We start from the raw sequence: 24,952 nt of genomic DNA on the forward strand, positions 1-24,952 counted from the left end.
CCCTCGCTATCTTGGGGCGCAGACCTTCGACGACAATCCTGCGATGCCCGAATCCCTTGACCCGACGCCCCAGGCCGCAGTGCCCACCCTCAAGAAAAGCGACCAGAACCTGGTCTGGCTCGACTGTGAAATGAGCGGCCTCGACCCCGAGAAAGAGCGCCTGCTCGAAATCGCGGTGGTCGTTACCGGCCCCGACCTCACGCCCCGCATCGACGGCCCCGTGCTCGTCATCCACCAGAGCGACGCCGTGCTCGACGGCATGGATGCCTGGAACAAGGGCACCCATGGCCGCAGCGGCCTGATCGACAAGGTCAAGGCCTCGACGCTCGACGAAGCCGCCGCCGAGCAGCAGTTGCTGGAATTCATCGCCAGGTACATCCCGCGCAGCGGCTCGCCCATGTGCGGCAACACCATCGGCCAGGACCGGCGCTTCCTGGTCAAGTACATGCCCAAGCTCGAGGCGTATTTCCACTACCGCAACCTCGACGTCAGCACGCTGAAGGAGTTGGCCAAGCGCTGGAAGCCCACGGCCTACAGCAGCTTCAAGAAGCAGCAGGCGCACACCGCCCTGGCCGACGTGCACGAGTCCATCGAGGAACTCGCGCACTACCGCGAAACCTTCCTTCGTCTTGCGGATTGATCCTGATTAGGTAAAAACCCGGATTCGTGCCATAATTGCGGGCTTCGCTGATCAGGCCATGTGTTCCAGGCCCGGCCAGCGTCTCTTGCATCTCCCTATCTTGCACACCGCGCCCGATCGCATCCGCTGATCAAAAAGGGCCGCAGCCCCAGGCGAAAGCCTGAAGCTGAATGTCGTTGGATGGTTGATGTTTTTAACCACCAACGGGGCGCCGCCTACGGCAGCGCTCGCGTTTGAGATTGACATACATGACCGACGCTTTTGAAGCGCAGGGCGAATTCGCGCCTGTGCAATCCGCTACCCACAACGAGTTCACCGCTGCCGTGGACACTGTTTCCGAGGCTCCCATCCTCGAGGCGCTCGACGCCGCCGCCCCCGAAGCGGCCGTGGCCGAAGAGCCCGCCAAGCCCAACGGCTTCATCAAGCTGGGCCTCGCGCCCGAGCTGATCGCCGCCGTGGCCGACATGGGCTTCACCCAGCCCACCACCGTCCAGGAAAAGGTCATTCCGATCGCCATGGGCGAGCAGGCAGGCACCGCCCAATCGGCACGCTTCGTCGACCTGATGGTGTCCAGCCAGACCGGCTCGGGCAAGACCGCCGCCTTCCTGCTGCCCGTGCTGCACACGCTGATCAAGCGCCAGGCCGAAGCCGAAGCCGAAGCCAAGGCCGAATTCCAGCGCCTGGCCGCCGAAGCCGTCGCCCGCGGCGAAACCGTGCCGAAGAAGCCGAAGCGCAAGGACCCGACCAACGCCCGTCATTTCAAGGCCGCCACCCCCGGCGCCCTCATCCTGTGCCCGACGCGCGAACTCGCGCAGCAGGTCGCGCATGACGCCATCGAACTGGTTCGCCACTGCCGCGGCCTGCGCATCGCCAACGTGGTGGGTGGCATGCCCTACCAGCTCCAGATCGCCCGCCTGCAGAACGCCGACCTCGTCGTCGCCACGCCGGGCCGCCTGCTCGACCTGCAGCGCTCGATGCAGATCAAGCTCGACCAGGTCAAGTTCCTGGTGGTCGACGAAGCCGACCGCATGCTCGACCTCGGCTTCGCCGACGACCTGGCGGAAGTCAACCAGCTCACCATCGAGCGCCAGCAGACCATGATGTTCAGCGCCACCTTCGCGCCGCGCATCCAGCAGCTGGCCACCCGCGTGATGCGCGAGCCGCAGCGCGTGACCATCGACAGCCCGCAGGAAAAGCACGCCAACATCAAGCAGGTGCTGTTCTGGGCCGACAACGCCCAGCACAAGCGCAAGCTGCTCGACCACTGGCTGCGTGACACCAGCATCAACCAGGCCATCGTGTTCGCGAGCACGCAGGTCGAATGCGACGGCCTCGCCAACGACCTACAGCAAGAAGGCTTCAGCGCCGTGGCGCTGCACGGTGCCCTGAGCCAGGGTCTGCGCAACCGCCGCCTGATGGCGCTGCGCCAGGGCCAGGTCCAGATCCTGGTGGCGACCGACGTCGCCGCCCGCGGCATCGACGTGCCGACCATCACCCACGTCTTCAACTTCGGCCTGCCGATGAAGGCCGAGGACTACACCCACCGTATCGGCCGTACCGGCCGTGCCGGCCGCGATGGCCTGGCCATCACGTTTGCCGAGTTCCGCGATCGCCGCAAGATCATGGACATCGAGCAATACAGCCGCCAGCAGTTCAAGGCGGAAGTGGTGCCGGGCATGGAGCCGCAACAGCGCATGCCGCAATCCCGCCCGCAAGGCGACTTCGGCGGCCGCGGCCGTGACAACCATTCGCGCGACCGCAAGTTCGGTGGCGGCGGTGGCGGCCATCGCGGTGGCAATGCCGGCGGCTTCGGCGGCGGCAACAGCAACTACGCCGGCGCCAGCGGCTTCAACGACCGCGGTTCGCGCGCTCCGGGCCCGCGTACTGGCGGCTTCGGCGGTCAGAATGCCGGTTTCGGCGGCGGCCGTGACGAAGGCAACGGCGGCGGCTATGGCCGCAAGCCGGGCTGGGGCGACAGCACTCCGCGCGGCGGCAACGGCGGTGGCCGTGGCGACTTCGCTCCCCGCGAAGGTTTCGCGCCTCGCGAGGGCTTTGCGCCCCGCGGCAACGGCGCCGGCCACGGCGGCCCGGGCAAGGTGTTCGTGCCCCGCGACGCGCAAAAGCGTGCGTTCAAGCCCACCCGCTGATCCCGCTTGCCGAGCGGCCTGACGGCTGTTTCGCCCCAAAAGCCCGCGCTTCTCACGAACGCGGGCTTTTTCATTTCGGGTTTCCGAGCAGCCCGGTGTCGTCGAATTTGATTGACACCTGAATCGATGAAAAGTAATGTAATAGCGCATTGCTTCCCCGGGTCCGTCCTGCGGCCGCCGGTTCATCGACACCTGCTTTTCGACTTTCGACATGAAAATTGCGATTCTTGGGGGTGGTCACGGTGCCTATGCGGCCGCCGCCGACCTGTCTGAAACAGGCCACGAGGTGCGCCTGTGGCGCCGCGATGCCGCGGCGCTGGAACCCGTGTTGCGCGCCGGAGCGATCACGCTGAAAGATGCCGAAGGCGCACGCGAAGTACCGGTCGCGCTCGCCACGGCCGACATCGGCGCGGCGCTGAAGGACGCCGAGCTCATCGTCATCCCCACGCCCGCCATCGCCCAGCACGACATCGCGCTCGCGATGGCCCCGCACCTGGTCAACGGGCAGGTGGTGTTCCTGCCGCCGGGCACCTTCGGCAGCTACGTGATGGCCAGGACGGTGAAGGAAGCCGGCAGCCGTGCCGACGTCGCTTGGGCCGAGACCGGCACCTTGCCGTACCTCGCGCGCAAGCATGGCGAGCGCGAGGTCAACGTCACCATCCGCGCGATCCGCCTGCCCACGGGCGTTTATCCGGCCCGCAAGGAGGCGCAGGCCATCGAGGTGATCCGCCGCGCCTACCCGTCGGTGCACGGCTGCGGCGACGCGCTCTCGGGCGCGCTCATGAACGCCGGCCCCGTCATCCATCCCCCGCTGATGGTGATGAACGCCGCGCCGCTGCAGCACTTCGAGCGCTGGGACATCCACAACGAAGGCACGCAGCGCGCGGTGCGCGACGTGACCGACCGGCTCGACCAGGAGCGCATCGCCGTGCGCGAAGCCTTCGGGCAGGGCGCGCCGCACTATCCGCTGGCCGACCACTACGACAACGACCGCTGGATGTACGGCGATGCGCACAAGCAACTGGTCAAATCGGGCGACTGGCGCGAGAACATCGACCTGCACACGCACCGCTACATCACGGAAGACACCGAACTCGGCCTGGCCTTCCTGGCGTCGGCAGCGCGGCACGCGGGTGTCGATGCGCCGATTGCGCACGGGCTGCTGGCCATCGTCGGCGGCTTCCTGGGCCGCGACCTGCGACAAGGCCCGCGCACCTTCGAGAGCCTGGGCCTTGCCGGCCTGAGCGCGACGCAGCTCAGGCAGAGGCTGCACGATGGCGAATGACGCCTCGCCGCCCCGGTTCGCCGCCGTCGGCGCCGGCCGCATGGGGCGCGGCATCGCGATCGCGTTCGCCTATGCCGGCCACCGCATCTCGCTGATCGACCTGCGCCAGCGCAGCGACGAGGCCTGGCAGCGCCTGCGCGACGAAGCCAAGGCCGAGATCGAGGCCAGCCTCTCGGGCCTGGCGCAGCTCGGTGTGATCGACGCTTCGCAGATCGAGCGCATTGCCGCCCGCGTGGATTTCGTCGACGCCGCGTCGGCCCCGCGCGCGCTTGCCGCTGCCGAACTCGTGTTCGAGGGCGTGCCCGAGACCATGCAGGCCAAGCGCGAGGCCTTCGAGCACATCAACCGGCATTGCCGCGACGATGCCATCCTCACCTCGACCACCAGCAGCATCCTCGTGACGCAGCTGGCCGCGTTCGTGCGGCTGCCAGAGCGCTTCCTCAACATGCACTGGCTGAATCCGGCCTATGTCATCCCGGTGGTGGAGCTGAGTTGCCACCCCGGCACCGATGCGGGCGTGCTCGCGCGCACCAAGGCGCTGATGGAGCAGATCGGCAAGCTGCCCGTGGTCTGCGGTGCGTCGCCGGGCTACATCGTGCCGCGCCTGCAGGCCCTGGTGATGAACGAGGCCGCACGCATGATCGAAGAGGGCGCTGCCACGGCCGAAGAGATCGACAAGGCCACGCGCTACGGCCTGGGGCTGCGCTTCGCCGCGCTTGGCGTGGTCGAGTTCATCGACTTCGGTGGCTGCGACATCCTGCACCACGCGAGCCGCGAGATGTCGGCCTCGCTCGACAAGGGCCGCTACACCGCACCGGCCATCGTCGGCCGCATGGTCGAAGAGGGGCGGCTGGGGCTGAAGAGCGGCAGCGGCTTCTACGACTACGAAGGCCGCGACATCGGCGCCTACCGTCGCGACGTGCTGTCGCGCACGCTGGGCGAACTGCGGCATGCGGGCCTGTGGCGCGCACCTGCCGACGAGACGCTGTCATGACCGCCATCCGCCGCGCCTTCGTCGACCTGTCGGTGGGGCAGGTGCACTATGCGGCATGCGGAGAACGCGATGCGCGCGCGGTGCTGTTGCTGCACCAGTCGCCACGCAGCTGGGCCGAGTACCGCGCGGTGCTGCCGCTGGTGGGCGCGCATCGGCTCGCCATTGCGATGGACACGGCAGGCTTCGGCGATTCCTCCGATGGCGGCGTGCCCGCGAGCATCGAGCAATGGGCGCGCGTCGCCTGCGAATTGCTCGATGAACTGGGCATCGCGCAGGCCGACGTGGTCGGCCATCACACGGGCGGGGTCGTGGCTGTGGAGCTTGCCGCGGCGTTCCCCGACCGGGTTCGCAGCCTCGTGTTGTCTTCGACGCCCTATACCGACGAGCCGTTCCGGCGTGCGCGCGCACAACGCCCGCCCATCGACGAAGTCGCTCCCAGCGAGGACGGCACCCATCTCGCTGCGCTGTGGCAGAAGCGCCAGGGTTTCTATCCGGCAGGTCGGCCCGATCTGCTCGAGGCCTTCGTGCTCGATGCATTGAAGGTCGGCCATCGTGTCGAAGAGGGCCACCGTGCCGTGGCTTCTTACCGCATGGAAGACCGCATCGGCCGCATCGCGCAGCCCACGCTGATCGTGCGCGCCACCCACGATCCCTTTGCCGCGCCGCATGCGGCTGAACTGCAGCACCATCTGCCGCAGGCCCGCATCGTCGATATCGAAGGCGGCATGGTGCCGCTGCCCGACCAGATGCCCGAGGCCTTCGCGCGCACGGTGCTCGAATTTCTTTCTACCCTGCCATGAAGGCTGTTCGCATCCACGGTTTCGACGCAGCACCGGTGCTGGAAGAAGTGGCCGACCCTGTCGCGAGGCCCGGTCGCACCCTCGTGCAGATGGAGGCCGCCACGGTCGGCCACATCGACCGGACCGTATGGCGTGGCAGCTTCCTGCGGCATCCGCCCTTGCCGTACACGCCCGGTGTGGAGGCGGCGGGCATCGTCGTCGCGAGCGGGTGCTACCAGGTCGGCCAGCGCGTATGGCTGCGCGGCAGCGGCCTGGGCACGCTCTTCGACGGCACCTGGTGCGAATGCATCGACGCGCCCGACGAAGCGCTCGGGCCGTTGCCGGACGAAGTGCCGATGACGCTGGGCGCGGCGTTCTTCTCGCCGACGACTTCGGCCTGGGTGGCATTGAATGACGTCGCCAGGCTGCAAACCGGAGAGCAGGTGCTGGTGACAGGCGCAAGCGGCGCCGTGGGGTCGCTCGTGGTGCAGCTTGCGCGCGAGGCAGGCTGCACGGTCACCGCCGTGATGCCGGGTGCCGAGCCGCCCCCTGTAGCCAGCGCTGATCTGCTGGTCGACACCGTCGGCGGCGATGTCCTCGCCCAAGTCCTGCCGTGCGTGCGGCCGGGCGGGCGCGCCGTGCTGGTCGGCTACACCGCCGGCCCGACGCTGCAACTGGATATCGCTCACTTCCTGCAGCGCGATGTTGCGTTGTTGCCCCTGAACATGTTCCGGCGTGAAGCAGCGGGCCGCGCCGCCGCGCCCGAACTGTTGGCAAGGCTTGCCGATGGCCGCCTGCGTCTCGACGTGCAGCCGTTCGTGCTGGCGGACGCGGCCCTCGCGCTCGACTGGATCGTGCAGCGAGGCCACCGCGGGCGGGCTGTTCTCGTGCCTTGCCTCTGAGCCGCTGAAAACGCGCGCCTCGATCCTTCAGTCTTCCTCTGGCCCTTCGACCGGCACGTGCACGTGCAGCTCGATCATCTGCCGCAGCGTCTGCTTGAGTTCCTCGGCACGGCGCAGGCCGAAGGGCTCCAGCACGCGCCGCTCGTGCTCGCGCGCCAGTTCCATCAGGTGCTCGACCGCCTTCAGCCCCTTGCGCGTGATGCGCACCAGCGTGATGCGGCGATCACTTTCATGGGGCAGGCGCTCGACCTGTCCGCGCGATTCCATGCGGTCCAGCAGCCGCGTCACCGTGGGCTGCTTGGTGACGGTCACCTGTGCGAGCTGGCCGATGCTGACCGGCTCGCTGCCTGCAAGAGACGCCATCACGCGCCACTCGGACACGGAGAAGCCCTGCTGCCGCGCCACCTCGTGGAACTCCGACGAAATCAGCTGGCTGGCCTGCGCCAGCAGCGCGGGCAGGTAGTCGTCGACGAAGCGGTGGGACTCGATGGGTTGTTCTTCAGCCATGAAGGCACCTCACGGTCGCCGCGGGCACGCGGCTTGCATGTCTAGGGTAATTCATGATTGTGGATACATTCATTTGTCAACATTATAGAAAGCGTGATGTGGCAACTGATGCCCATCCTCCCACGATAGAGAACAAGGACCCACATGGCTGAGCGTTCGTTCGTCGAAGAAGTCAAGAAGCTGCGGCTTTCTGGCGGAGAGGTGTTCCGTGGAGAGGGCATTCTGGCCGTCACCAAGGCCCTGCTCGAATCCGGGGTTTCCTATGTGGCGGGCTACCAGGGCGCGCCGATCTCTCATCTCATGGACGTGCTGGCCGACGCGCAGGACATCCTGGCCGACCACGGCATCCGCTTCGAGAACAGCGCGAGCGAAGCCACTGCCGCCGCCACGCTGGCCGCCTCCGTCAACTACCCGCTGCGCGGCGCCGTCACCTTCAAGGCGACCGTCGGCACCAACGTCGCCTCCGATGCGCTGGCCAACCTCGCCTCGGGCGGCGTGACCGGCGGCGCGCTCATCATCGTGGGCGAGGACTACGGCGAAGGCTCGTCGATCATGCAGGAGCGCAGCCATGCCTTCGCGATGAAGTCGCAGATCTGGCTGCTCGATCCGCGCCCCAACCTGCCGAGCATCGTCGATGCGGTGAAGCAGGGCTTCGATCTCTCGGAGGCCAGCAACACGCCCGTGATGCTCCAGCTGCGCATCCGTGCCTGCCATGTGCACGGGCACTTCGTGGCTGGCGACAACAAGCGCGCGAAGTTCACGCTGAAAGACGCGCTCGAGAATCCGCAGCGCGACGTCGGCCGCATCGTGCTGCCGCCTGCGAGCTTCGTGCACGAGCAGGAGAAGGTGAAGGACCGCTGGCCCGCCGCCGTGCGTTTCATCGAGGAGCGAAAGCTCAACGAGTTCTTCTCGGAAGACGCCGACGACATCGGCATCATCGTGCAGGGCGGCAGCTACAACACGCTGCTGCGCGCGCTGGAGCGGCTGGGCCTGGCCGATGTCTACGGCAACACGCAGGTGCCGCTCTACGTGATGAACGTGGCCTACCCCGTCATCGAGAGCGAGGTGATCCGCTTCTGCAAGGGCAAGCGCGCGGTGATGATCGTGGAAGAGGGGCAGCCCAACTTCGTCGAGCAGAACCTCGCGACCATCCTGCGCCAGGCCGGTTCTCACACCACGCTGCACGGCAAGGACATGCTGCCGGTGGCTGGCGAATACACCGCCGCCGAATTGCTCAAGGGCGCGCGCAGCTTCTGCGAACGCTACGGCCGCCTGGCGCCGCTGCCGGTGCCCGCACCGGTGCGCAAGGTGATTCCGCTGAAAGAAGTGGCCGCGGTCGGTGTCGATGCCGCGCCCGAGCCCGTGCAGCCATCGACCGCGCTCGGCGAGGTGGTGCATGCCCGCCCCCCGGGCTTCTGCACCGGCTGCCCTGAACGTCCGATCTTCAGCGCGATGAAGCTGGTGGAGCGCGAACTCGGCGCGCACCACGTGAGCGCCGACATCGGCTGCCACCTGTTCTCCATCCTGCCGCCCTTCAACATCGGCAACACCACCATGGGCTACGGCCTGGGTGGCGCGGGTGCGGCGGCGCTCAATGCGCCGGCCGGCAAGCGCGCGATCTCGATGATGGGCGACGGCGGCTTCTGGCACAACGGCCTCACCAGCGGCGTGGCCAACGCGGTCTTCAACAAGAGCGACAACCTCACCATCGTCGTCGACAACAACTACACCTCGGCCACGGGCGGGCAGGACATCCTGTCGTCGCACGCCGTCAACAAGACGCGCAGCACCGGCCACGAGATCGAGCGTGCCGTGCGCGGCGTGGGCGTCGAATGGGTCAGGACGCTGCGCCGCACCTACGACGTGGCGGGCATGCGCGATGCGCTGAAAGAAGCGCTCACCACGACGAAGAAGGGCCCCAAGGTCCTGATCGCCCAGTCGGAATGCATGCTGAACAAGCAGCGCCGCGAGAAGCCGCTGGTGCGCAAGGCCATCGCCGACGGCAAGCGCATGGTGCGCGAGAAGTTCGGCGTCGACTCCGACACCTGCACCGGCGACCACTCGTGCATCCGCCTGTCGGGCTGCCCGTCGCTGTCGATCAAGCCCAACCCCGATCCCCTGCGCACCGACCCGGTCGCGACCGTGCTCGACAGCTGCGTGGGCTGCGGCGTGTGCGGCGAGGTCTCGCATGCGGCGGTGCTGTGCCCGTCGTTCTACAAGGCGCAGATCGTGAGCAACCCCAGCCGCTGGGACATGCTGCGCGAGCGCGTGCGTGCCGCCGTCATCGGCTGGCTGCAGCGCGGCGAAGCGCGTCGCCGTGAAGCCTATGCCTTCTGACGCGATGATGAGCACTGTACAACCTATCAAAATTGCGATCCTCGCCATGGGCGGTGAGGGCGGCGGCGTGCTGGCCGACTGGATCGTCGACATGGGCGAGGCCAACGGCTACGTCGCCCAGACCACATCGGTGCCGGGCGTGGCCCAGCGCACCGGCGCGACCATCTACTACGTGGAGCTGTACCCGACGGCGCAGGCCGAGGCCGATGGTGGCTTGCCGATTCTGGCGCTGATGCCGCTGCCCGGCGACGTCGACGTGGTGCTGGCGTCCGAACTTATGGAAGCCGGGCGCGCCGTGCAGCGCGGCCTGGTCACGCGCGACCGCACCACGTTGATCGCTTCGACGCACCGCGTGTTCTCCATCGCCGAGAAGAGCGCACTTGGCGATGGCCGCGTCGACAGCGACCAGCTTCTCGCGCACACCGCCAAGGCCGCCAAGCGCTTCATCCGCTTCGACATGGCGCAGGCGGCCGAGGCTTCGGGCAGCGTGATCAGCGCGGTGCTGTTCGGCGCGCTTGCGGGTTCGGGCGTGCTGCCGTTCAGCCGCGCGCAGTTCGAGGCGACCATCGAACGTGGCGGCGTGGGTGTGAAGCCCAGCCTCAAGGCCTTTGGCGCAGCGTTCGCTCGCGCACAGGGCGGTGACGACGGCGAGCCTGCGAAGGAAGCGCCGGTCACCGCACCGGCGCCGCAGCCGCGCCACCCGGCCGTTCGGGCATTGGTCGAGCGAGTGCAACGCGACTTTCCGGTGCAGGCGCAAGACTTCCTGCTCGAAGGCGTGCGCCGCCTCATCGATTACCAGGACCCCGCCTACGCCGGCCTGTACCTGGACCGCATGGCAGCCGTTGCCGCGCTGCCAAGCAACGATGAGCATCGCCTGCTGCGCGAAACCGCGCGCCACCTCGCGCTCTGGATGTCCTACGAAGACACCGCCCGCGTCGCAGCGCTGAAGACCCGTGCCACCCGCTTCGAGCGCGTGCGCGGCGAGGCCCGCGTCCAGCCCGGCCAGGTGCTCGCCATCAACGAATACATGCACCCGCGCCTGCAGGAGATCTGCGAGACGCTGCCCGGTGGCATCGGCCGCTGGCTCATGAATTCGACCACGCCGAAGAAGCTGGTGGAGCGCTTCACGCAGCATGGCCGCGTGATCCAGACCAGCTCGCTGCGCGGCTATCTCATGTTGCGCATGGTGGCGGCGTGCAAGCACTGGCGCCTCTCGACCATGCGCTATGCCGAGGAAAACCGCCGCATCGAGGAATGGCTGCAGCGCATCGCCGCGACCGCGCAGCGCAACCCCGAACTGGCCGTGGAGCTGGCCCAGTGCCAGCGCCTGGTCAAGGGCTACAGCGACACGCACGAACGCGGCATCCGCAACTACGACACCGTGATGCGCGCCGTGGAGCGCGCCGGCACCGCGCTGGCGCCGGCCACGCTGCGCGAACTGCGCGACGCGGCGCTGGCCGACGAACACGGCCACAAGCTGCAGGCCGCGCTGGCGCAGCACGCGCTGGCCTGAAGAGACAACGAAGATGACCGCACCCTCAGCCACCCTTTCACTGCGCGTCGTCGAGGCGCGGGCGTTGAATCCGCTGATCCGCATGCTGCGCCTGCGCGCCGAAGACGGCCGCGCGCTGCCCGGCTTCTCGGCCGGTGCCCACATCCGCGTGCAGGTGTCGCTGCCCGACGGCAAGGCCGACTGGCGTCACTACTCGCTCATCAACTTCGATACGGCGCGCAACGCCACCAATGCCCCGGCGGAGTACGTGATCGCCGTGCGCAAGGAAGCCGAAGGCCGGGGCGGCTCGCGCTTCATGCACGAGCAGCTGAAAGAGGGCGACACACTCGCCATCGAGGCGCCCAAGAACGACTTCCCGCTGCACACCGGCCCCGGTGGCACCGTGCTGGTAGCCGGGGGCATCGGCGTGACGCCGCTCGCCACCATGGCCGCCCGCCGCCGTGCGGAAGGTGCGGCCGTGCGCATGCACTACGCCGGCCGCAGCCGCGACCTGATGGCCTTCCTGCCTGAACTCCAGGCGCTGCTGGGCGACGATCTGCACGTGCACGCCGATGCAGAGGCCGGCGCGCCGCTCGGCATCGATGCAATGCTCGACGGCGTTCCCGCCGGCGACCGCCTCTACGTCTGCGGCCCCAAGGTCATGCTCGACGCGGTGCTCGAGCGCACCCAGGCGCGCGGCTGGGAACACGACCGCGTGCATTTCGAGCTGTTCACCGAGCCGGTCGCGGAAGAAGGCGACCAGCCCTTCGAGGTGGAGCTCGCCCAGTCGGGCCAGCGTTTCACCGTGCCGGCCGACCAGAGCATCCTCGACTGCCTGATCGAGCACGGCTGCGACCCGATGTTCGACTGCAAGCGCGGCGAATGCGGCGTATGCGCCGTGCCCGTGCTCGAAGGCGAGATCGAACACCGCGACTACGTGCTCACTGCCCGCGAGAAGGCGGAAGGCAACGTCATGCAGATCTGCATCTCGCGCGCCAAGGGTGCGCGGCTGGTGCTGGACATCTGAAGCCAGGAGCCTGAAGAACCATGACCTCGTACCGAGACAACCCCGATGCCGTTCGCGCGCTGGTGCAGCACGACCGGGTGCACCGCGACCTGTACACCAGCCAGGAGCTGTTCGAGCTGGAGCAGGAACACTTCTTCGCCAACACCTGGAACTACGTCGGCCATGAAAGCCAGCTGCCCAAGCCCGGCGACTGGATCAGCAACGAGATCGCTGGGCGCCCGCTGATCGTGGTGCGGCACTCCGACGGCAGCGTGCGCGTGATGATGAACCGCTGCGCCCACAAGGGTTCGCGGCTCGTGAACGGCGCGTGCGGCAACACCGGCAAGTTCTTCCGCTGCCCTTACCACGCCTGGACCTTCAAGACGGACGGCGCGCCGCTGGCGATTCCGCTGAAGACCGGCTACGAGAACACCCAGCTGCACGAATGCGAATCGGGCAAGGGCCTCACCACGGTGAAGCATGTGCGCAGCCACCGCGGCTTCATCTTCGTGAAGATCAACGACGCCGGCCCCGGCTTCGACGAATACTTCGGCGACTCGCTGAGCTCCATCGACAACATGGCCGACCGCTCGCCCGAAGGCGAGCTCGAGATCGCGGGCGGTTGCCTGCGCTTCATGCACCAGTGCAACTGGAAGATGTTCGTCGAGAACCTCAACGACACCATGCACCCCATGGTGGCGCACGAGTCTTCGGCCGGCACCGCCAAGCGCATGTGGGCCGACAAGCCGGAAGACGAGCCCAAGCCCATGGCGGTGGAGCAGTTCGCGCCTTTCATGTCCGACTACAAGTTCTTCGAGGACATGGGCATCCGCACCTACGACAACGGCCACAGCTTCACGGGTGTGCACTTCAGCATCCACAGCAAGTACAAGGCGATCCCCGCGTACGACGACGCCATGAAGGCCCGCTACGGCGAGGAGAAGACGGCGCAGATCCTGGGCATGGCGCGGCACAACACGGTGTACTACCCGAACCTGACGATCAAGGGCGCGATCCAGGCGATCCGCGTGGTGAAGCCGATCTCCGCCGACAAGACGCTGATCGAGAGCTGGACCTTCCGCCTCAAGGGCGCGCCGCCCGAACTGCTGCAGCGCACCACCATGTACAACCGGCTCATCAACTCGCCGTTCTCGGTTGTGGGCCATGACGACCTGCAGGCCTACCGCGGCATGCAGGCGGGGCTGCATGCGAGCGGCAACGAGTGGGTGAGCCTGCACCGCGACTACGACCCCTCGGAGCTGAAGGGCGGCGAGATCACCACGGGCGGCACCAACGAGCTGCCGATGCGCAACCAGTACCGAAGCTGGGTCCAGCGCATGACGGAGACCATGTGATGGCCGGCATCGAAGTCACCCGCCAGGACCTGATCGACTTCGTCGTGAACGAAGCGCACCTGCTCGACACGCGCCGCTACGAAACATGGAATGCGCTCTTCACCGATGACGCCTTCTACTGGGTGCCGCTCGTGCCAGACCAGGAAGACGGGCTCAACCACACATCGCATCTCTACGAAGACAAGCTGCTTCGCGACCTGCGCATCGAGCGCCTGAAGAGCCCGCGTGCTTTCTCGCAGCAGCCGCCGAGCCGCTGCCACCACTTGCTGCAGGTGCCGGTGGTCGAGCAGTTCGATGCTGAAGCCAATCGCTACGTGGTGCGTACCGGATTCCACTACACCGAATCGCAGGGCGACGAGCTGCAGTTCTACGTCGGCACCTTTTTCCATCACCTCACGGTGCAGGACGGGGCATTGCGCATGACGCTCAAGCGCGTGAACCTGCTCAACTGCGACGCGGCGCTGCCGGCCGTGCAGCTCTTCATCTGACAGGGACGAAAGCGATGCCACACGCCACCGTCCATCAAGTCTTCGCGGCTACCGCGGCGCGCACGCCGCAGGCCGAGTTCCTGTTCACCGAATCGGTGACTGCCGCCGCCTACGGCATCGACGCGGGCGCCATCCGCTGGGGTGAGGCTGCCACGCAGATCGAGCGCCTGCGCGCGGCCTATGCGCAAGCCGGCTATGGACACGGCCACCGCGTCGGCCTGCTGCTGGAAAACCGGCCGGCCTTCATCTTCCACTGGCTCGCGCTGAACGCACTGGGCGCGAGCGTGGTGCCCATCAACGCCGAGATGCGCTCGGCCGAGCTGGTCTACCTGATCGGCCACAGCGAGATCGGCCTGGCCGTGACGCTGCCGGGCCGGGCCGCCGACCTGCGTGCAGCGGCGGCGCAGGCGGGTGTCGAATTCGAGACGATGGGCCCCGAAGACGCGGTGCCGCCGGCGAAGACCGCCGCACCGCGCGCCCATGAGCCCATCGGCACAGACACCGAATGCGGCCTGCTCTACACATCAGGCACCACGGGCCGCCCCAAGGGCTGCATCCTGAGCAACGCCTACTTCCTGCGCGCTGGCGAGTGGTACGCGGCGCTCGACGGCGTGTGCAGCATCCGGCCCGACGCGGAGCGCGTCATCACGCCGCTGCCGCTGAACCACATGAACGCGATGGCCTTCTCCACCATGGTGGTGCTGGTCGCCGGCGGTTGCCTGGTGCAGCTCGACCGCTTCCACCCGAAGACCTGGCTGGCCAGCGCGAAGGAAAGCGGCGCGACCATCGTGCATTACCTGGGCGTGATGCCGGCCATGCTGCTCTCGGCGCCGCAGTCGCCTGCCGACCGCGACCATGCGATCCGCTGGGGCTTCGGCGCCGGCGTGGACCGCAAGAACCACGCGCTTTTCGAGGAGCGCTTCGGCTTCCCGCTGGTCGAGGCCTGGGCAATGACCGAGACCGGCGCGGCCGCCTGCATCATGGCCAACCGGGAGCCGCGCCTCGTGGGCACGAGCTGCTTCGGGCGGCAGGAAGACTTCGTCGAAATTCGCCTCGTGGGCGAGGATGGCAACGAAGCCGGCGTCGATGCACCGGGCGAACTGCTGGTGCGTTCGGCCGGCACCGACCCGAAGCGGTATTTCTTCTCCGGCTACCTGAAGGACGAGGAGGCCACGCGCGAAGCCTGGGCCGACGGCTGGTTCCACACCGGCGACCTGGTGCGCCGCGACGCCGAAGGCAACTTCTTCTTCGTCGACCGCAAGAAGAACGTGATCCGCCGCAGCGGCGAGAACATCTCCGCCGTCGAGGTCGAGAGCGTGCTCAACCAGCACCCGGCGGTGAAGGCATCGGCCGTGGCCGCCACGCCCGACGCGGTGCGCGGCGACGAAGTGCTGGCCTGCATCGTGGTGCGAGAAGACCTGGATGCCTCGCAGCGCGCGCAGATCGCGGCGAGCATCGTCGAGCATGCGCTGGCGCAGCTCGCCTACTACAAGGCACCCGGCTACGTCGCCTTCGTCGACGCGTTGCCGCTCACGCCGTCGCAGAAGATCCAGCGCGGCCAGCTGCGCGAGATGGCGCATTCTTTGCCGGGCCAGGGCCATTGCATCGACACGCGTGCGATGAAGAAGAGGCAGCCATGACCACGAAACGACGGCTCTCCTACGAAGGCGTCGCGGTCGCGGTGCCCATCACCGTGCCCTACGTGCGCTATTCCACGCGCACAGCGCACTGGTTCATCGGGCAGGCTATCGAGGCGCTGGTAAAGGCCAGCGGCGTGCCAAAGGAGCAGATCGACGGCCTGTGCCTCAGCAGCTTCTCGCTCGCGCCCGATACGGCCGTGGGCGTCACGCAGCACCTGGGCATGTCGCCGCGCTGGCTCGACCATGTGCCCACGGGTGGTGCCTCGGGCGTGATGTGCCTGCGCCGCGCCGCGCGGGCGGTTCAGGCAGGCGATGCCGACATCGTGGCCTGCGTGGGCGCCGACACCAACCATGTCGACTCCTTCCGCCAGACGCTCGGCAGCTTCAGCAACTTCGCGCGCGACGCGAGCTACCCGTATGGCTCGGGCGGCCCGAACTCGATCTTCGCGTTCATCACGGCCAACTACATGCGCACCTACGGCGCGAAGCGTGAAGACTTCGGCCGCATCTGCGTCGACCAGCGAACCAACGCGCTGGGCAACCCGAACGCCATGTTCAAGAAGGGCCTGACGCTCGACGAGTACATGGCGGCCCGGCCCATCTCCGACCCGATCCACCTGTTCGACTGCGTGATGCCCTGCGCGGGCGCCGACGCCTTCCTCGTGATGAGCGAGGAGCGCGCACGCGACCTGGGCCTGGCGCACGTGCTGATCCGCGGTGCCATCGAACGCCACAACGCCTATGCCGAAGACCCGGTGATGGTGCAGGGCGGCTGGCGCAAGGACCGCGACGACCTGTACGCGCAGGCCGGCATCCAGCCCGCCGAGCTCGACTTCGTGCAGACCTACGACGACTACCCCGTCATCGTGATGATGCAGTTCGAAGACCTGGGTTTTTGCGAGAAGGGCGAGGGCCCGGCGTTCGTGCAGGCCAACACCATGACCTTCGACGGCAGCTTTCCGAACAACACCAGCGGCGGGCAGCTGTCGGCAGGTCAGGCAGGCGCTGCGGGCGGCTTCCTCGGCATGGTCGAGGCGATTCGGCAACTGACCGATCAAGCCGGGCAACGCGCCGTGCCCGATGCACAACTGGGCCTCGTCGCCGGTTTCGGCATGGTGACCTACGACCGCTGCCTGTGCACAGGCGCGGTGATCCTGGGGAGACCCGCATGACCATGCCCCTGATGCGCCCTCCGCGCAAGAACCCGGTTCTGCGCACCCGGCAGATGAACCTGCCGCCCGGCGCGCGCGGCCGCGTGGCGCTGGGCCTGACGGCCGCCGCCGCCGAGGGCCGCTTCGAACTGCAGACCTGCGATGACTGCGGCACGGTGCAGTACCCGCCGCGCGAGGTCTGCCACAAGTGCCTCTCGGCCGCGCTGCGCTGGCGCGCGCAGAGCGGCGAGGGCGAGCTGCTCGGCAGCACCACGCTGCATCACAGCAACGACCTGTTCTTTCGCGAGCGGCTGCCCTGGCGGCTGGGCCTGGTGCACCTGGATGCCGGCCCCACGCTCATGGTCCATCTGCATGGCGAGGTCGGCGACGCGCCGCAAAGGGTGCGCGTAGGCGCCCGGCTCGACCGCGCGGGCCAGGCCGTTCTCATTGGTTTTCCGAATGAAGGGAGTCCCCACATGGCCGACGACAAGATGCTGCGCGAAATGACCAGCGACCCCAAGTTCCGCAAGGTGCTGGTGACCGACGGCAAGACCGAGACCGGCCAGGCGCTAGTGCGCGCGCTGGTGAAGGCCGGCGCAGACATCGTCTGGGTCGGCCATGCCGAGCCCTGGAAGAAGATGGGCGAGGGGCTGGACGATATCTCAACGCTGCCGCAGGTCACGCTGGTGCCGCTCGATCTGACCAACGGCCGCCAGGTGACCGAGCTTGCGGGCTCCATCGGCGGCAAGGTCGACATCGTCATCAACAACGCCGAGGTGCACCGCACCTTCGGCATCGGCGCACGGCGCGGCACAGACGTGGCCAGGGCCGAGATGGACATCAACTACTTCGGCCTGCTGCGGCTGGCTCAGGAGTTCGGGCCGGCGCTGAAGGGCCGCTCGGCCGATGGCGTGACCGGCGCTACGGCATGGGTCAACCTGCTGTCGATCTACGCACTGAGCAACTTCCCGCCGCACGGCACCTTCAGCGCCTCGAAGGCGGCGGCGCATTCGCTGGCGCAGTGCCTGCGCGCGGAGATGCGACCGGCCGGCATCCGCGTGATCAACGTGTTCCCCGGCCCCATCGACGACGAATGGAACCAGCACACGCCGCCGCCCAAGCTCGCACCCACCGCGCTGGCCAACGCCATCGTGAAGGCGTTGCGCGACGGCGTGGAAGACGTCTACCCCGGCGACGTGGCGCAGGAGTGGCTGGAGCGCTGGCGCGACAACCCCAAGGTGCTCGAGCGCGAGCTGGCCGCAGGCGGCTGAGACAGGAGCCACACGAATGACCACGACAACCGAACTGATGTCCACCGCCGAGATCCTCGGCGGCCTGGTGACTGCCATGGCCAGCGGCCGCATCCGCGTGATCGACCTCACGCAGACGCTGACGCCCGAGTTTCCGCAGATCGCGCTGCCGCCCGAGATGGGCCAGTGCTGGCCCTTCCGTATCGAGGAAGTTTCGAAGTACGACGAGCGCGGCCCGGGCTGGTACTGGAACAACTTTTCCTGCGGCGAGCACACGGGCACCCACTTCGACGCACCGATCCACTGGATCTCCGGGCGCGACCTGCCGAACAACTCGGTCGACACCATTCCGGTGCAGCACTTCGTGGCGCCGGCCTGCGTGATCGATTGTTCGCCGCAGGTGAAGGACGACCCCGACTACCTGCTGACGCTGGAAGACATCGAAGCCTACGAGGCGGCGCATGGCCGCATCCCCAAGGGCGCGTGGGTGCTGATGCGCACCGACTGGTCCAAGCGCACCGACCCCGAGGCGTATCAGAACTTCGACGAGACGGGCCAGCACACACCGGGCCCGAGCACCGCCGCCGTGCGCTTCCTGGTCGAGCAGCGCGACGTGCTGGGCTTCGGCTCGGAGGCCATCGGCACCGACGCGGGGCAGGGCTACCACCTTCGCCCGCCCTATCCGTGCCACTACTACATGCACGGCGCGGGCCGCTACGGCCTGCAGTGCCTGAGCAACCTCGACCTGCTGCCGCCGGCCGGCGCGGTGCTGATCTGCCCGCCGCTGAAGATCGAGAAGGGCAGCGGCAGCCCGCTGCGTGTGCTGGCGTTGGTGGGAGCTTCGGCATGACCAACGTCGCACCCAAGGTCGCGGCCGTCACCGGCGGCAGCGCCGGCATCGGCAAGGCGATCTGCGAAGACCTGCTCGCGCAGGGCTACGAGGTGGTGTCGCTCGCACGCCGCAAGGCCGAGATCGACCACCCGAAGCTGCACAGCATCGAGGTCGACCTGAGCGACCGCGCCGCCACGGGCGAGGCTGTGCGCGAACTGGTGGGGCGCTTCGCACCGACCACCATCGTGCACAACGCGGGCGTCATCCGCGCCGCGCTGCTGCCCGACGTCAAGCTCGATGACCTCGATGCGCTGGTCGACCTGCACCTGGGCTGTGCGATACAGCTCGTGCAAGGTGCGCTGCCCGCGATGCGCGCGCAACGCTTCGGCCGTGTCGTGCTGCTGTCGTCGCGCGCCGCGCTGGGCCTTGCCACGCGCACCAGCTATTCAGCCACCAAGGCCGGCATGCTGGGCATGGCGCGCACATGGGCGCTCGAGCTGGCCGCTGACGGCATCACGGTGAACGTGGTGGCCCCGGGCCCCATCCGCACCGACATGTTCTACGACGTGGTCGAGGCCGGCAGCGAGAAGGAACGCGCGCTCGCCGCCTCGGTGCCCGTCAAGCGCCTGGGCGAGTCGGCCGACGTGGCACGCGCCGTGCGTTTCTTTGCGGATGCCGACAACAGCTTCGTCACCGGGCAGGTGCTGTACGTGTGCGGCGGCACCAGCGTCGGAAGCCTCGCCCTCTGAGTTTCCAGTTTTCCTCACGTCCAACCAAAACCACCTCTGGAGCATCGCCATGAAAGTCATGAACCGAATTCGCACACTCGCGGCCGTGGCCGTGGGCATCGGCGCGCTGGGCGCCGCGAGCGCCTGGGCCTCCGATCTCAAGGTCGGTTTCATCACTTCGCTGTCGGGGCCGGTGTCGTCGCTGGGCATTCCGTACGACAAGGGCATGAAGGCCGCAGTCGCCTACAAGTCGGAAGTGGGCGGCCGCAAGGTGCAGGTGATCCAGCTCGACGACGCGTCCGACCCGTCCACCGCCGCGCGCAATGCACGCAAGCTGATCGAGGAAGACAAGGTCGACGTCATCATCGGCACGGCCGGTGCGCCAGGCTCTCTGGCCATCGCCGGCGTGGCGCGCGAGACCAAGACGCCGCTCATCTCCATCGCCAATGCCGACCTGGCCGGCGAGGAGGGCGCATGGATGGTGACGCTGCCGCAGCCCGCGCCGCTGATGATGGGCGCGATGGTCGAGAAGATGAAGCAGGCCGGCGTGAAGACGGTGGCCTACATCGGCTACTCCGACGCCTGGGGCGACCTGGTGTACGACGCGCTCATGAAGTCGGCGCCTGCCGCCGGCATCAAGGTGGTGAGCAACGAACGCTATGCGCGCAGCGATTCGTCGGTGGCCGGGCAGGTGCTGAAGATCGTGGCGCTGCGGCCCGACGCGGTGATCACCGGCGCATCGGGCACGCCCGGCGCGCTGCCCTACCTGGCGCTGGCAGAGCGCGGCTACAAGGGAAAGATCTACGGCATGCACTCGCTGATCAACCCCGACTTCATCCGCGTCGGCGGCCCGTCGGTCGAAGGCCTGCTGGCGCCCACGGGCCCGGTGGTGGTGGCCGAGCAGTTGCCCGACGCCAACCCGATGAAGAAGATCGCGATGGACTTCCGCACCGCCTACCAGAAGGCCAACGGCGCGCCGCCCACCGACACCTTCTCGGCCTACAGCTTCGATGCATGGCTGATCTACCTCGATGCCGCGCAGCGTGCGCTGGCCAGCAAGGCCGAGCCCGGCACGCCGCAGTTCCGCCTTGCATTGCGTGACGCCATCGTCAGCACCAAGGAGCTGGTGGGCACGCACTCGGTCTACAACTTCAAGCCCACCGATCGCTACGGCTCTGACGACCGCTCGCGCGTCGTCGTGAAGCTCGAAAAAGGCCAATGGAAGCTGGTGCCCTGACATGAAACTGAAGCTCACACACATCCTCGGCGCCACGGCGCTCGCGCTGGCCGCCGCGCAAACCATGGCGGCGGACCTGAAGATCGGCTTCATCAGCTCGCTTTCCGGGCCTGTCGCGGCGCTCGGCATTCCGTACGAGAAGGGCATTCGCGCAGCGATTGCCGAGCACCCCGAGATCGCAGGGCGCAAGGTGCAGCTGATCGTGCTCGACGACGCCTCCGACCCCACCACCGCCGGGCGCAATGCGCGCAAGCTGGTGACGGAGGACAAGGTCGACGTGCTCATCGGCACATCCGGCGTGCCCGGCGCCATGGCCATCGCCGCGGTGGCCAGAGAACTGAACACGCCGCTGATCTCGCCCACGCCTGTCACCATCGCCGGCCCCGAGGGCGCGTGGACCGTGACGGTGTCGCAGCCTTTTCCGCTCATGGTCGCGGGCGTGGTCGACCGCATGAAGAAGTCGGGCGTGAAGACGGTGGCCTTCATCGGCTTCTCGGACGCGCTGGGTGACCTGGCCTACGACTCGCTGGTGAAGAGCGCGGACGCGGCCGGCATCAAGGTGGTGGCCAACGAGCGCTATGCGCGCAGCGATTCGTCGGTGGCCGGGCAGGTGCTGAAGATCGTCGCGGCGCGGCCTGATGCGGTGTTCGCGGGCAACTCCGGCACGCCCGGCGCGCTGCCGTACATCGCGCTGGCCGATCGCGGCTACAAGGGCAAGATCTACGGCACGCACGGCCTCATCAACGCGGACTTCGTGCGCGTGGGCGGCGCTTCCATCGAGGGGCTGCAGGTGCCCAGCGGCCCGGTGCTGGTGGCCGACCAGCTGCCCGACAGCAACCCGATCAAGAAGGTGTCGATGGCCTTTCGCAGCGCTTACCAGAAGGTCAATGGCGCGGTGCCGACGGATGCGTTCTCGTCGTACACCTACGACGCTTACCTGCTGCTGGCCGACGCCGCCTCGCGCACCAAGGGCGAACCGGGCACGCCGGCCTACCGCACGGCGCTGCGCGATGCCATCGTGAGCACCAAAGAGCTGGTGGGCACGCACGGCGTCTATACCTTCAAGCCCGACGACCGCTATGGCTCCGACCAGCGCGGCGTGGTCATCGTGCAGATGACCAAAGGGCAGTGGAAGCTGGTTCCGTAGCCCCCCACGCCACCGAGCACATCGCCATGACCACCTACCGCAACCGCCCCGATCTTGTCGCGGCGCTGGTCCGGGACGACCGGGTGCACCGCGACCTGTACCTCAGCGAGGAGCTTTTCGCGCTGGAACAGGAGCACCTGTTCGCCAACACCTGGGTCTTTCTCGGCCATGCGAGCCAGGTGCCGGAGTCCGGCGACTTCGTGTCGCAGGACATCGCGGGCCGGCCGCTGCTCATGGTGCGGCAGCCCGATGGCGGCGTGCACGTGCTCTACAACCGCTGCGCCCACAAGGGCACGCAGCTGGTGACGGACGAGTGCGGCAACACCGGCCGTTTCTTTCGCTGCCCCTACCACGCGTGGACCTACAAGCTCGACGGCGCGCCGCTCGGGCTGCCGCTGAAGAACGGCTACGAGGGCACGCAGCTCAAGGCCTGCGAGTCGGGGCAGGGGTTGTCGGTGGTGAAGAACGTGAAGGTGTACCGCGAATTCGTGTTCGTGCGCTTGTCCGAAACCGGGCCTTCGTTCGAGGACTATTTCGGCGAGGTGCTGGGCGCCATCGACAACATGGTGGACCGCTCGCCCGAAGGCAAGCTGACGGTGGGCGGCGGCGTGCTGCGCAACATCGTCCACTGCAACTGGAAGATGTACCTGGAGAACATCAACGACACGGTGCACCCGATGTCGACGCACGAGTCGGCCACCAAGGCGGCCGAGGCGCTGTGGGAAGGCCATGCGCCCACCGACCCCAAGCCGATGGCGATGGAACAGATACTGCCCTTCGGCTCGGGCTACGAGTTCTTCGACAAGATGGGCGGACGCGTGTTCGCCAACGGCCACAGCGTGCTGGGGGTGAACTTCAGCATCCACTCCAACTATGCGCAGCTGCCCGAATACGAAGCCGCGATGCGCGCCGCGCACGGCGAGGAGCGTGCCGCAGAGATACTGCAGCGCTCGCCGCAGAACTCGGTCTTCTATCCGAGCCTGTCGGTCAAGGGCTCGCCGCAGGCCATTCGCGTGATTCGCCCGCTGGCCGCCAACCGCACGCTGATAGAGGCCTGGAGCTTCCGCGCTGCGGGTGCGCCGGCACTGCTGTTCGAGCGCGCCATGAGCTACAACCGGCTCGTGTTCTCGCCGATGTCGGTGGTCGCGCATGACGACGTGCATCTGTTCGAGAGCATCCAGCAAGGCCTGCGCGCCGGCGGCAACGAATGGGTGAGCCTGCATCGCAACCACGATCCGGCCGAGACGCAGCAGGCCACGGTCACCACCAACGGCACGAACGAACTGCTGATGCGCAACCAGTTCCGGGCATGGGCGAAGTCCATGGCGGCGGGCATGGAGGCCGTGCAATGACGGACCCGCGCGATTTCGTCGCCCATGAAGCGGCCCTGCTCGACGAGCGCCGGCTCGACGAGTGGCTGGCCCTTTTCGCGGAAGACGGCCACTACTGGGTGCCGCTGCTGGGCGCGGCGCAGGCCGACCCGTTCTCGCACAACTCGCTGGCCTACGAAGACCGGCTGCTGCTGCAGCTGCGCGTGGACCGCCTGAAGAACCCGCGCGCCCATTCGCAGCACCCGGCCAGCCACAGCCAGCATGTGCTGCAGCCCTCGCGCATCGAGCGCGAGGAGGGCGGCCAGGCATGGCTGCGCACGCCGTTCCTCTACGTCGAGGCGCGCGGCGAAGACCAGATCCTGTTGAGCGGCACCGCCCGCCATCACCTGGTTCGCACACCCCCCGGCTGGTCGATCCGCCAGAAGCGCATCGACCTGCTCAACGCGGCACGCGCGCTGCCGGCCATCCAGTTGTTCATCTGAGTTACCTGTTCCCTCTAACAACCATCCTCACCGGAGCTACGACATGAAGAGCCTGATGCAGACCTTGACGCGCGGCACACTCGCCGCGGTGCTGACCGCCTGTGGCGTTGCGAGCGCGCTGGCGGCCGACCTCAAGGTCGGCCTGAGCGTGTCGCTGTCGGGGCCGAACTCCTCGCTGGGCGTGCCCTATGCCAAGGGCATGCAGGCCGCGCTGGCCTACAAGGGCGAGGTGAACGGCCGCAAGGTGCAGCTCATCGTGCTCGACGACGGCTCCGACCCCACCACCGCCGGGCGCAATGCGCGCAAGCTGATCGAGGACGAGAAGGTCGACGTGCTCATGGGCACATCGGGCGTGCCCGCGGCAATAGCGATGGCGCAGGTGGGCAAGGAAGCGAAGACGCCGATGATCGGCCTCACGCCGATCCTGCTCGACCCCAACGAGAACCCCTGGGTCATGACCGTGGCGCAGCCCACGCAGCTGATGATCGACGCGGTGGTCGAGCGCATGAAGCGCAACAACGTGAAGACCGTGGGCTACATCGGCTTCTCCGACGCCTGGGGCGACCTGGTCTACGACGCGCTCATGAAGGCCGCGCCCGGCGCAGGCATCAAGGTGGTCAGCAACGAGCGTTATGCGCGCGGCGACGCATCGGTGACCGGCCAGGTGCTGAAGATCGTGGCGCTGCGGCCCGACGCGGTGATGACCGGCGGTGCCGGCACGCCCGGCGCGCTGCCGTTCCTGGCCCTGCAGGAGCGCGGCTTCAAGGGCGGCGTGTACGGCCAGCACGGGCTGATCAACTCCGACTTCGTGCGCGTGGTCGGCGCGGCCGGCCAGAACGCGCTGATGCCCACCGGCCCGGTGATCGTGGCCGAGCAACTGCCCGACAGCTATCCGACCAAGAAGATCGCGACCGATTTCCGCGCCGTCTTCCAGAAGGTCAACAACGCGCCGACCAGCGATGCCTTCTCGGCCTATTCGTTCGACGGCTGGCTGGTGTTCGCCGACGCGGCCTCGCGCGCCATGAAGAAGGCCGAACCGGGCACGCCCGAGTTCCGCGTGGCGCTGCGCGATGCCATCTTCAGCACGAAGGAAGTGGTGGGCACGCACGGCGTGTACACCTTCAAGCCCGGCAGTCTCTACGGCGTGGACGAACGCGCCCGCGTGATCGTCAAGCTCGACAACGGCCAATGGAAGCTCGCACCTTGAACCTCATGCATTCGA

At 67.7% G+C, this 24,952-nt stretch carries 22 protein-coding genes; 21 read left to right on the forward strand and 1 reads right to left on the reverse strand.

Features of this window, described 5'->3' with window-relative positions; genetic code table 11:
- Window positions 1–43 precede the first annotated feature (43 nt).
- From orn to AC1RVW_RS02875, 6 genes are all read left to right on the forward strand, one after another.
- A complete protein-coding gene (orn, locus tag AC1RVW_RS02850) occupies window positions 44–640 on the forward strand; it encodes an oligoribonuclease (RefSeq protein WP_493197883.1) in 597 nt (198 codons plus the stop codon).
- A gap of 248 nt (window positions 641–888) precedes the next feature.
- Window positions 889–2,787 carry a DEAD/DEAH box helicase gene (locus AC1RVW_RS02855; RefSeq protein ID WP_493197885.1) on the forward strand — a complete coding sequence of 633 codons (1,899 nt, stop codon included), beginning with the start codon at window positions 889–891 and terminating at the stop codon, window positions 2,785–2,787.
- Between the two features lie 211 nt (window positions 2,788–2,998).
- On the forward strand, window positions 2,999–4,072 hold the full coding sequence (locus AC1RVW_RS02860; RefSeq protein ID WP_493197887.1) for an NAD/NADP octopine/nopaline dehydrogenase family protein: 1,074 nt from the start codon (window positions 2,999–3,001) through the stop codon (window positions 4,070–4,072).
- Window positions 4,062–5,066: a 3-hydroxybutyryl-CoA dehydrogenase gene (locus tag AC1RVW_RS02865; protein WP_081266916.1), complete on the forward strand. Its 1,005-nt coding sequence runs from the start codon at window positions 4,062–4,064 to the stop codon at window positions 5,064–5,066. The genes AC1RVW_RS02860 and AC1RVW_RS02865 overlap by 11 nt, the downstream gene beginning before the upstream one ends.
- Complete coding sequence (locus AC1RVW_RS02870; RefSeq protein ID WP_285412050.1) at window positions 5,063–5,866, forward strand: alpha/beta fold hydrolase; 804 nt, start codon at window positions 5,063–5,065, stop codon at window positions 5,864–5,866. The genes AC1RVW_RS02865 and AC1RVW_RS02870 overlap by 4 nt, the downstream gene beginning before the upstream one ends.
- On the forward strand, window positions 5,863–6,747 hold the full coding sequence (locus AC1RVW_RS02875; RefSeq protein ID WP_493197889.1) for a quinone oxidoreductase family protein: 885 nt from the start codon (window positions 5,863–5,865) through the stop codon (window positions 6,745–6,747). The genes AC1RVW_RS02870 and AC1RVW_RS02875 overlap by 4 nt, the downstream gene beginning before the upstream one ends.
- A 27-nt stretch (window positions 6,748–6,774) precedes the next feature.
- Here the strand turns inward: AC1RVW_RS02875 and AC1RVW_RS02880 are convergent, their stop codons facing one another.
- Complete coding sequence (locus AC1RVW_RS02880; RefSeq protein WP_081266913.1) at window positions 6,775–7,254, reverse strand: MarR family winged helix-turn-helix transcriptional regulator; 480 nt, start codon at window positions 7,252–7,254, stop codon at window positions 6,775–6,777.
- Window positions 7,255–7,398: 144 nt separating this feature from the next.
- Here AC1RVW_RS02880 and AC1RVW_RS02885 point away from each other — a divergent pair, with 144 nt between their 5' ends.
- From AC1RVW_RS02885 to AC1RVW_RS02955, 15 genes are read left to right on the forward strand one after another with little or no spacing between them, the layout of a single operon-like run.
- Window positions 7,399–9,591 carry a thiamine pyrophosphate-dependent enzyme gene (locus AC1RVW_RS02885; RefSeq protein WP_493197892.1) on the forward strand — a complete coding sequence of 731 codons (2,193 nt, stop codon included), beginning with the start codon at window positions 7,399–7,401 and terminating at the stop codon, window positions 9,589–9,591.
- Window positions 9,592–9,595: 4 nt separating this feature from the next.
- Window positions 9,596–11,104 carry an indolepyruvate oxidoreductase subunit beta family protein gene (locus AC1RVW_RS02890; protein WP_493197894.1) on the forward strand — a complete coding sequence of 503 codons (1,509 nt, stop codon included), beginning with the start codon at window positions 9,596–9,598 and terminating at the stop codon, window positions 11,102–11,104.
- Window positions 11,105–11,117: 13 nt separating this feature from the next.
- Window positions 11,118–12,110 (forward strand): PDR/VanB family oxidoreductase, encoded by a 993-nt coding sequence (locus tag AC1RVW_RS02895; RefSeq protein WP_493197896.1) that lies wholly within the window; start codon window positions 11,118–11,120, stop codon window positions 12,108–12,110.
- A 20-nt stretch (window positions 12,111–12,130) separates the two neighbouring features.
- Window positions 12,131–13,444, forward strand: coding sequence for an aromatic ring-hydroxylating dioxygenase subunit alpha (locus tag AC1RVW_RS02900; protein ID WP_081266909.1), 1,314 nt, complete (start codon window positions 12,131–12,133; stop codon window positions 13,442–13,444).
- Window positions 13,444–13,932, forward strand: a complete 489-nt coding sequence (locus AC1RVW_RS02905) for an aromatic-ring-hydroxylating dioxygenase subunit beta (RefSeq protein WP_493197898.1) — start codon at window positions 13,444–13,446, stop codon at window positions 13,930–13,932. The genes AC1RVW_RS02900 and AC1RVW_RS02905 overlap by 1 nt, the downstream gene beginning before the upstream one ends.
- Before the next feature lie 14 nt (window positions 13,933–13,946).
- Window positions 13,947–15,572, forward strand: a complete 1,626-nt coding sequence (locus AC1RVW_RS02910; protein ID WP_493197900.1) for an AMP-binding protein — start codon at window positions 13,947–13,949, stop codon at window positions 15,570–15,572.
- Window positions 15,569–16,744 (forward strand): thiolase family protein, encoded by a 1,176-nt coding sequence (locus AC1RVW_RS02915; RefSeq protein ID WP_493197902.1) that lies wholly within the window; start codon window positions 15,569–15,571, stop codon window positions 16,742–16,744. The genes AC1RVW_RS02910 and AC1RVW_RS02915 overlap by 4 nt, the downstream gene beginning before the upstream one ends.
- Window positions 16,741–17,994 carry an SDR family NAD(P)-dependent oxidoreductase gene (locus AC1RVW_RS02920; protein WP_493197904.1) on the forward strand — a complete coding sequence of 418 codons (1,254 nt, stop codon included), beginning with the start codon at window positions 16,741–16,743 and terminating at the stop codon, window positions 17,992–17,994. Before AC1RVW_RS02915 ends, AC1RVW_RS02920 begins: the two co-directional genes overlap by 4 nt.
- Window positions 17,995–18,010: 16 nt before the next feature.
- Complete coding sequence (locus AC1RVW_RS02925) at window positions 18,011–18,823, forward strand: cyclase family protein (protein ID WP_106935234.1); 813 nt, start codon at window positions 18,011–18,013, stop codon at window positions 18,821–18,823.
- Window positions 18,820–19,554 carry an SDR family NAD(P)-dependent oxidoreductase gene (locus AC1RVW_RS02930; RefSeq protein ID WP_081266903.1) on the forward strand — a complete coding sequence of 245 codons (735 nt, stop codon included), beginning with the start codon at window positions 18,820–18,822 and terminating at the stop codon, window positions 19,552–19,554. Before AC1RVW_RS02925 ends, AC1RVW_RS02930 begins: the two co-directional genes overlap by 4 nt.
- A 49-nt stretch (window positions 19,555–19,603) precedes the next feature.
- Window positions 19,604–20,770 (forward strand): ABC transporter substrate-binding protein, encoded by a 1,167-nt coding sequence (locus tag AC1RVW_RS02935; RefSeq protein WP_493197907.1) that lies wholly within the window; start codon window positions 19,604–19,606, stop codon window positions 20,768–20,770.
- 1 nt (window position 20,771) lies between these two features.
- Window positions 20,772–21,917, forward strand: coding sequence for an ABC transporter substrate-binding protein (locus tag AC1RVW_RS02940; RefSeq protein WP_081266901.1), 1,146 nt, complete (start codon window positions 20,772–20,774; stop codon window positions 21,915–21,917).
- Between the two features lie 26 nt (window positions 21,918–21,943).
- Entirely contained in the window at window positions 21,944–23,269 is a 1,326-nt protein-coding gene (locus AC1RVW_RS02945; protein WP_493197910.1) for an aromatic ring-hydroxylating dioxygenase subunit alpha, read from the forward strand.
- Window positions 23,266–23,730, forward strand: a complete 465-nt coding sequence (locus tag AC1RVW_RS02950) for an aromatic-ring-hydroxylating dioxygenase subunit beta (RefSeq protein WP_493197912.1) — start codon at window positions 23,266–23,268, stop codon at window positions 23,728–23,730. Before AC1RVW_RS02945 ends, AC1RVW_RS02950 begins: the two co-directional genes overlap by 4 nt.
- A 43-nt stretch (window positions 23,731–23,773) precedes the next feature.
- On the forward strand, window positions 23,774–24,937 hold the full coding sequence (locus AC1RVW_RS02955) for an ABC transporter substrate-binding protein (RefSeq protein ID WP_493197914.1): 1,164 nt from the start codon (window positions 23,774–23,776) through the stop codon (window positions 24,935–24,937).
- Window positions 24,938–24,952 lie beyond the last annotated feature (15 nt).

It is taken from the genome of Variovorax sp. MPBD4-3 (genome assembly GCF_058809745.1).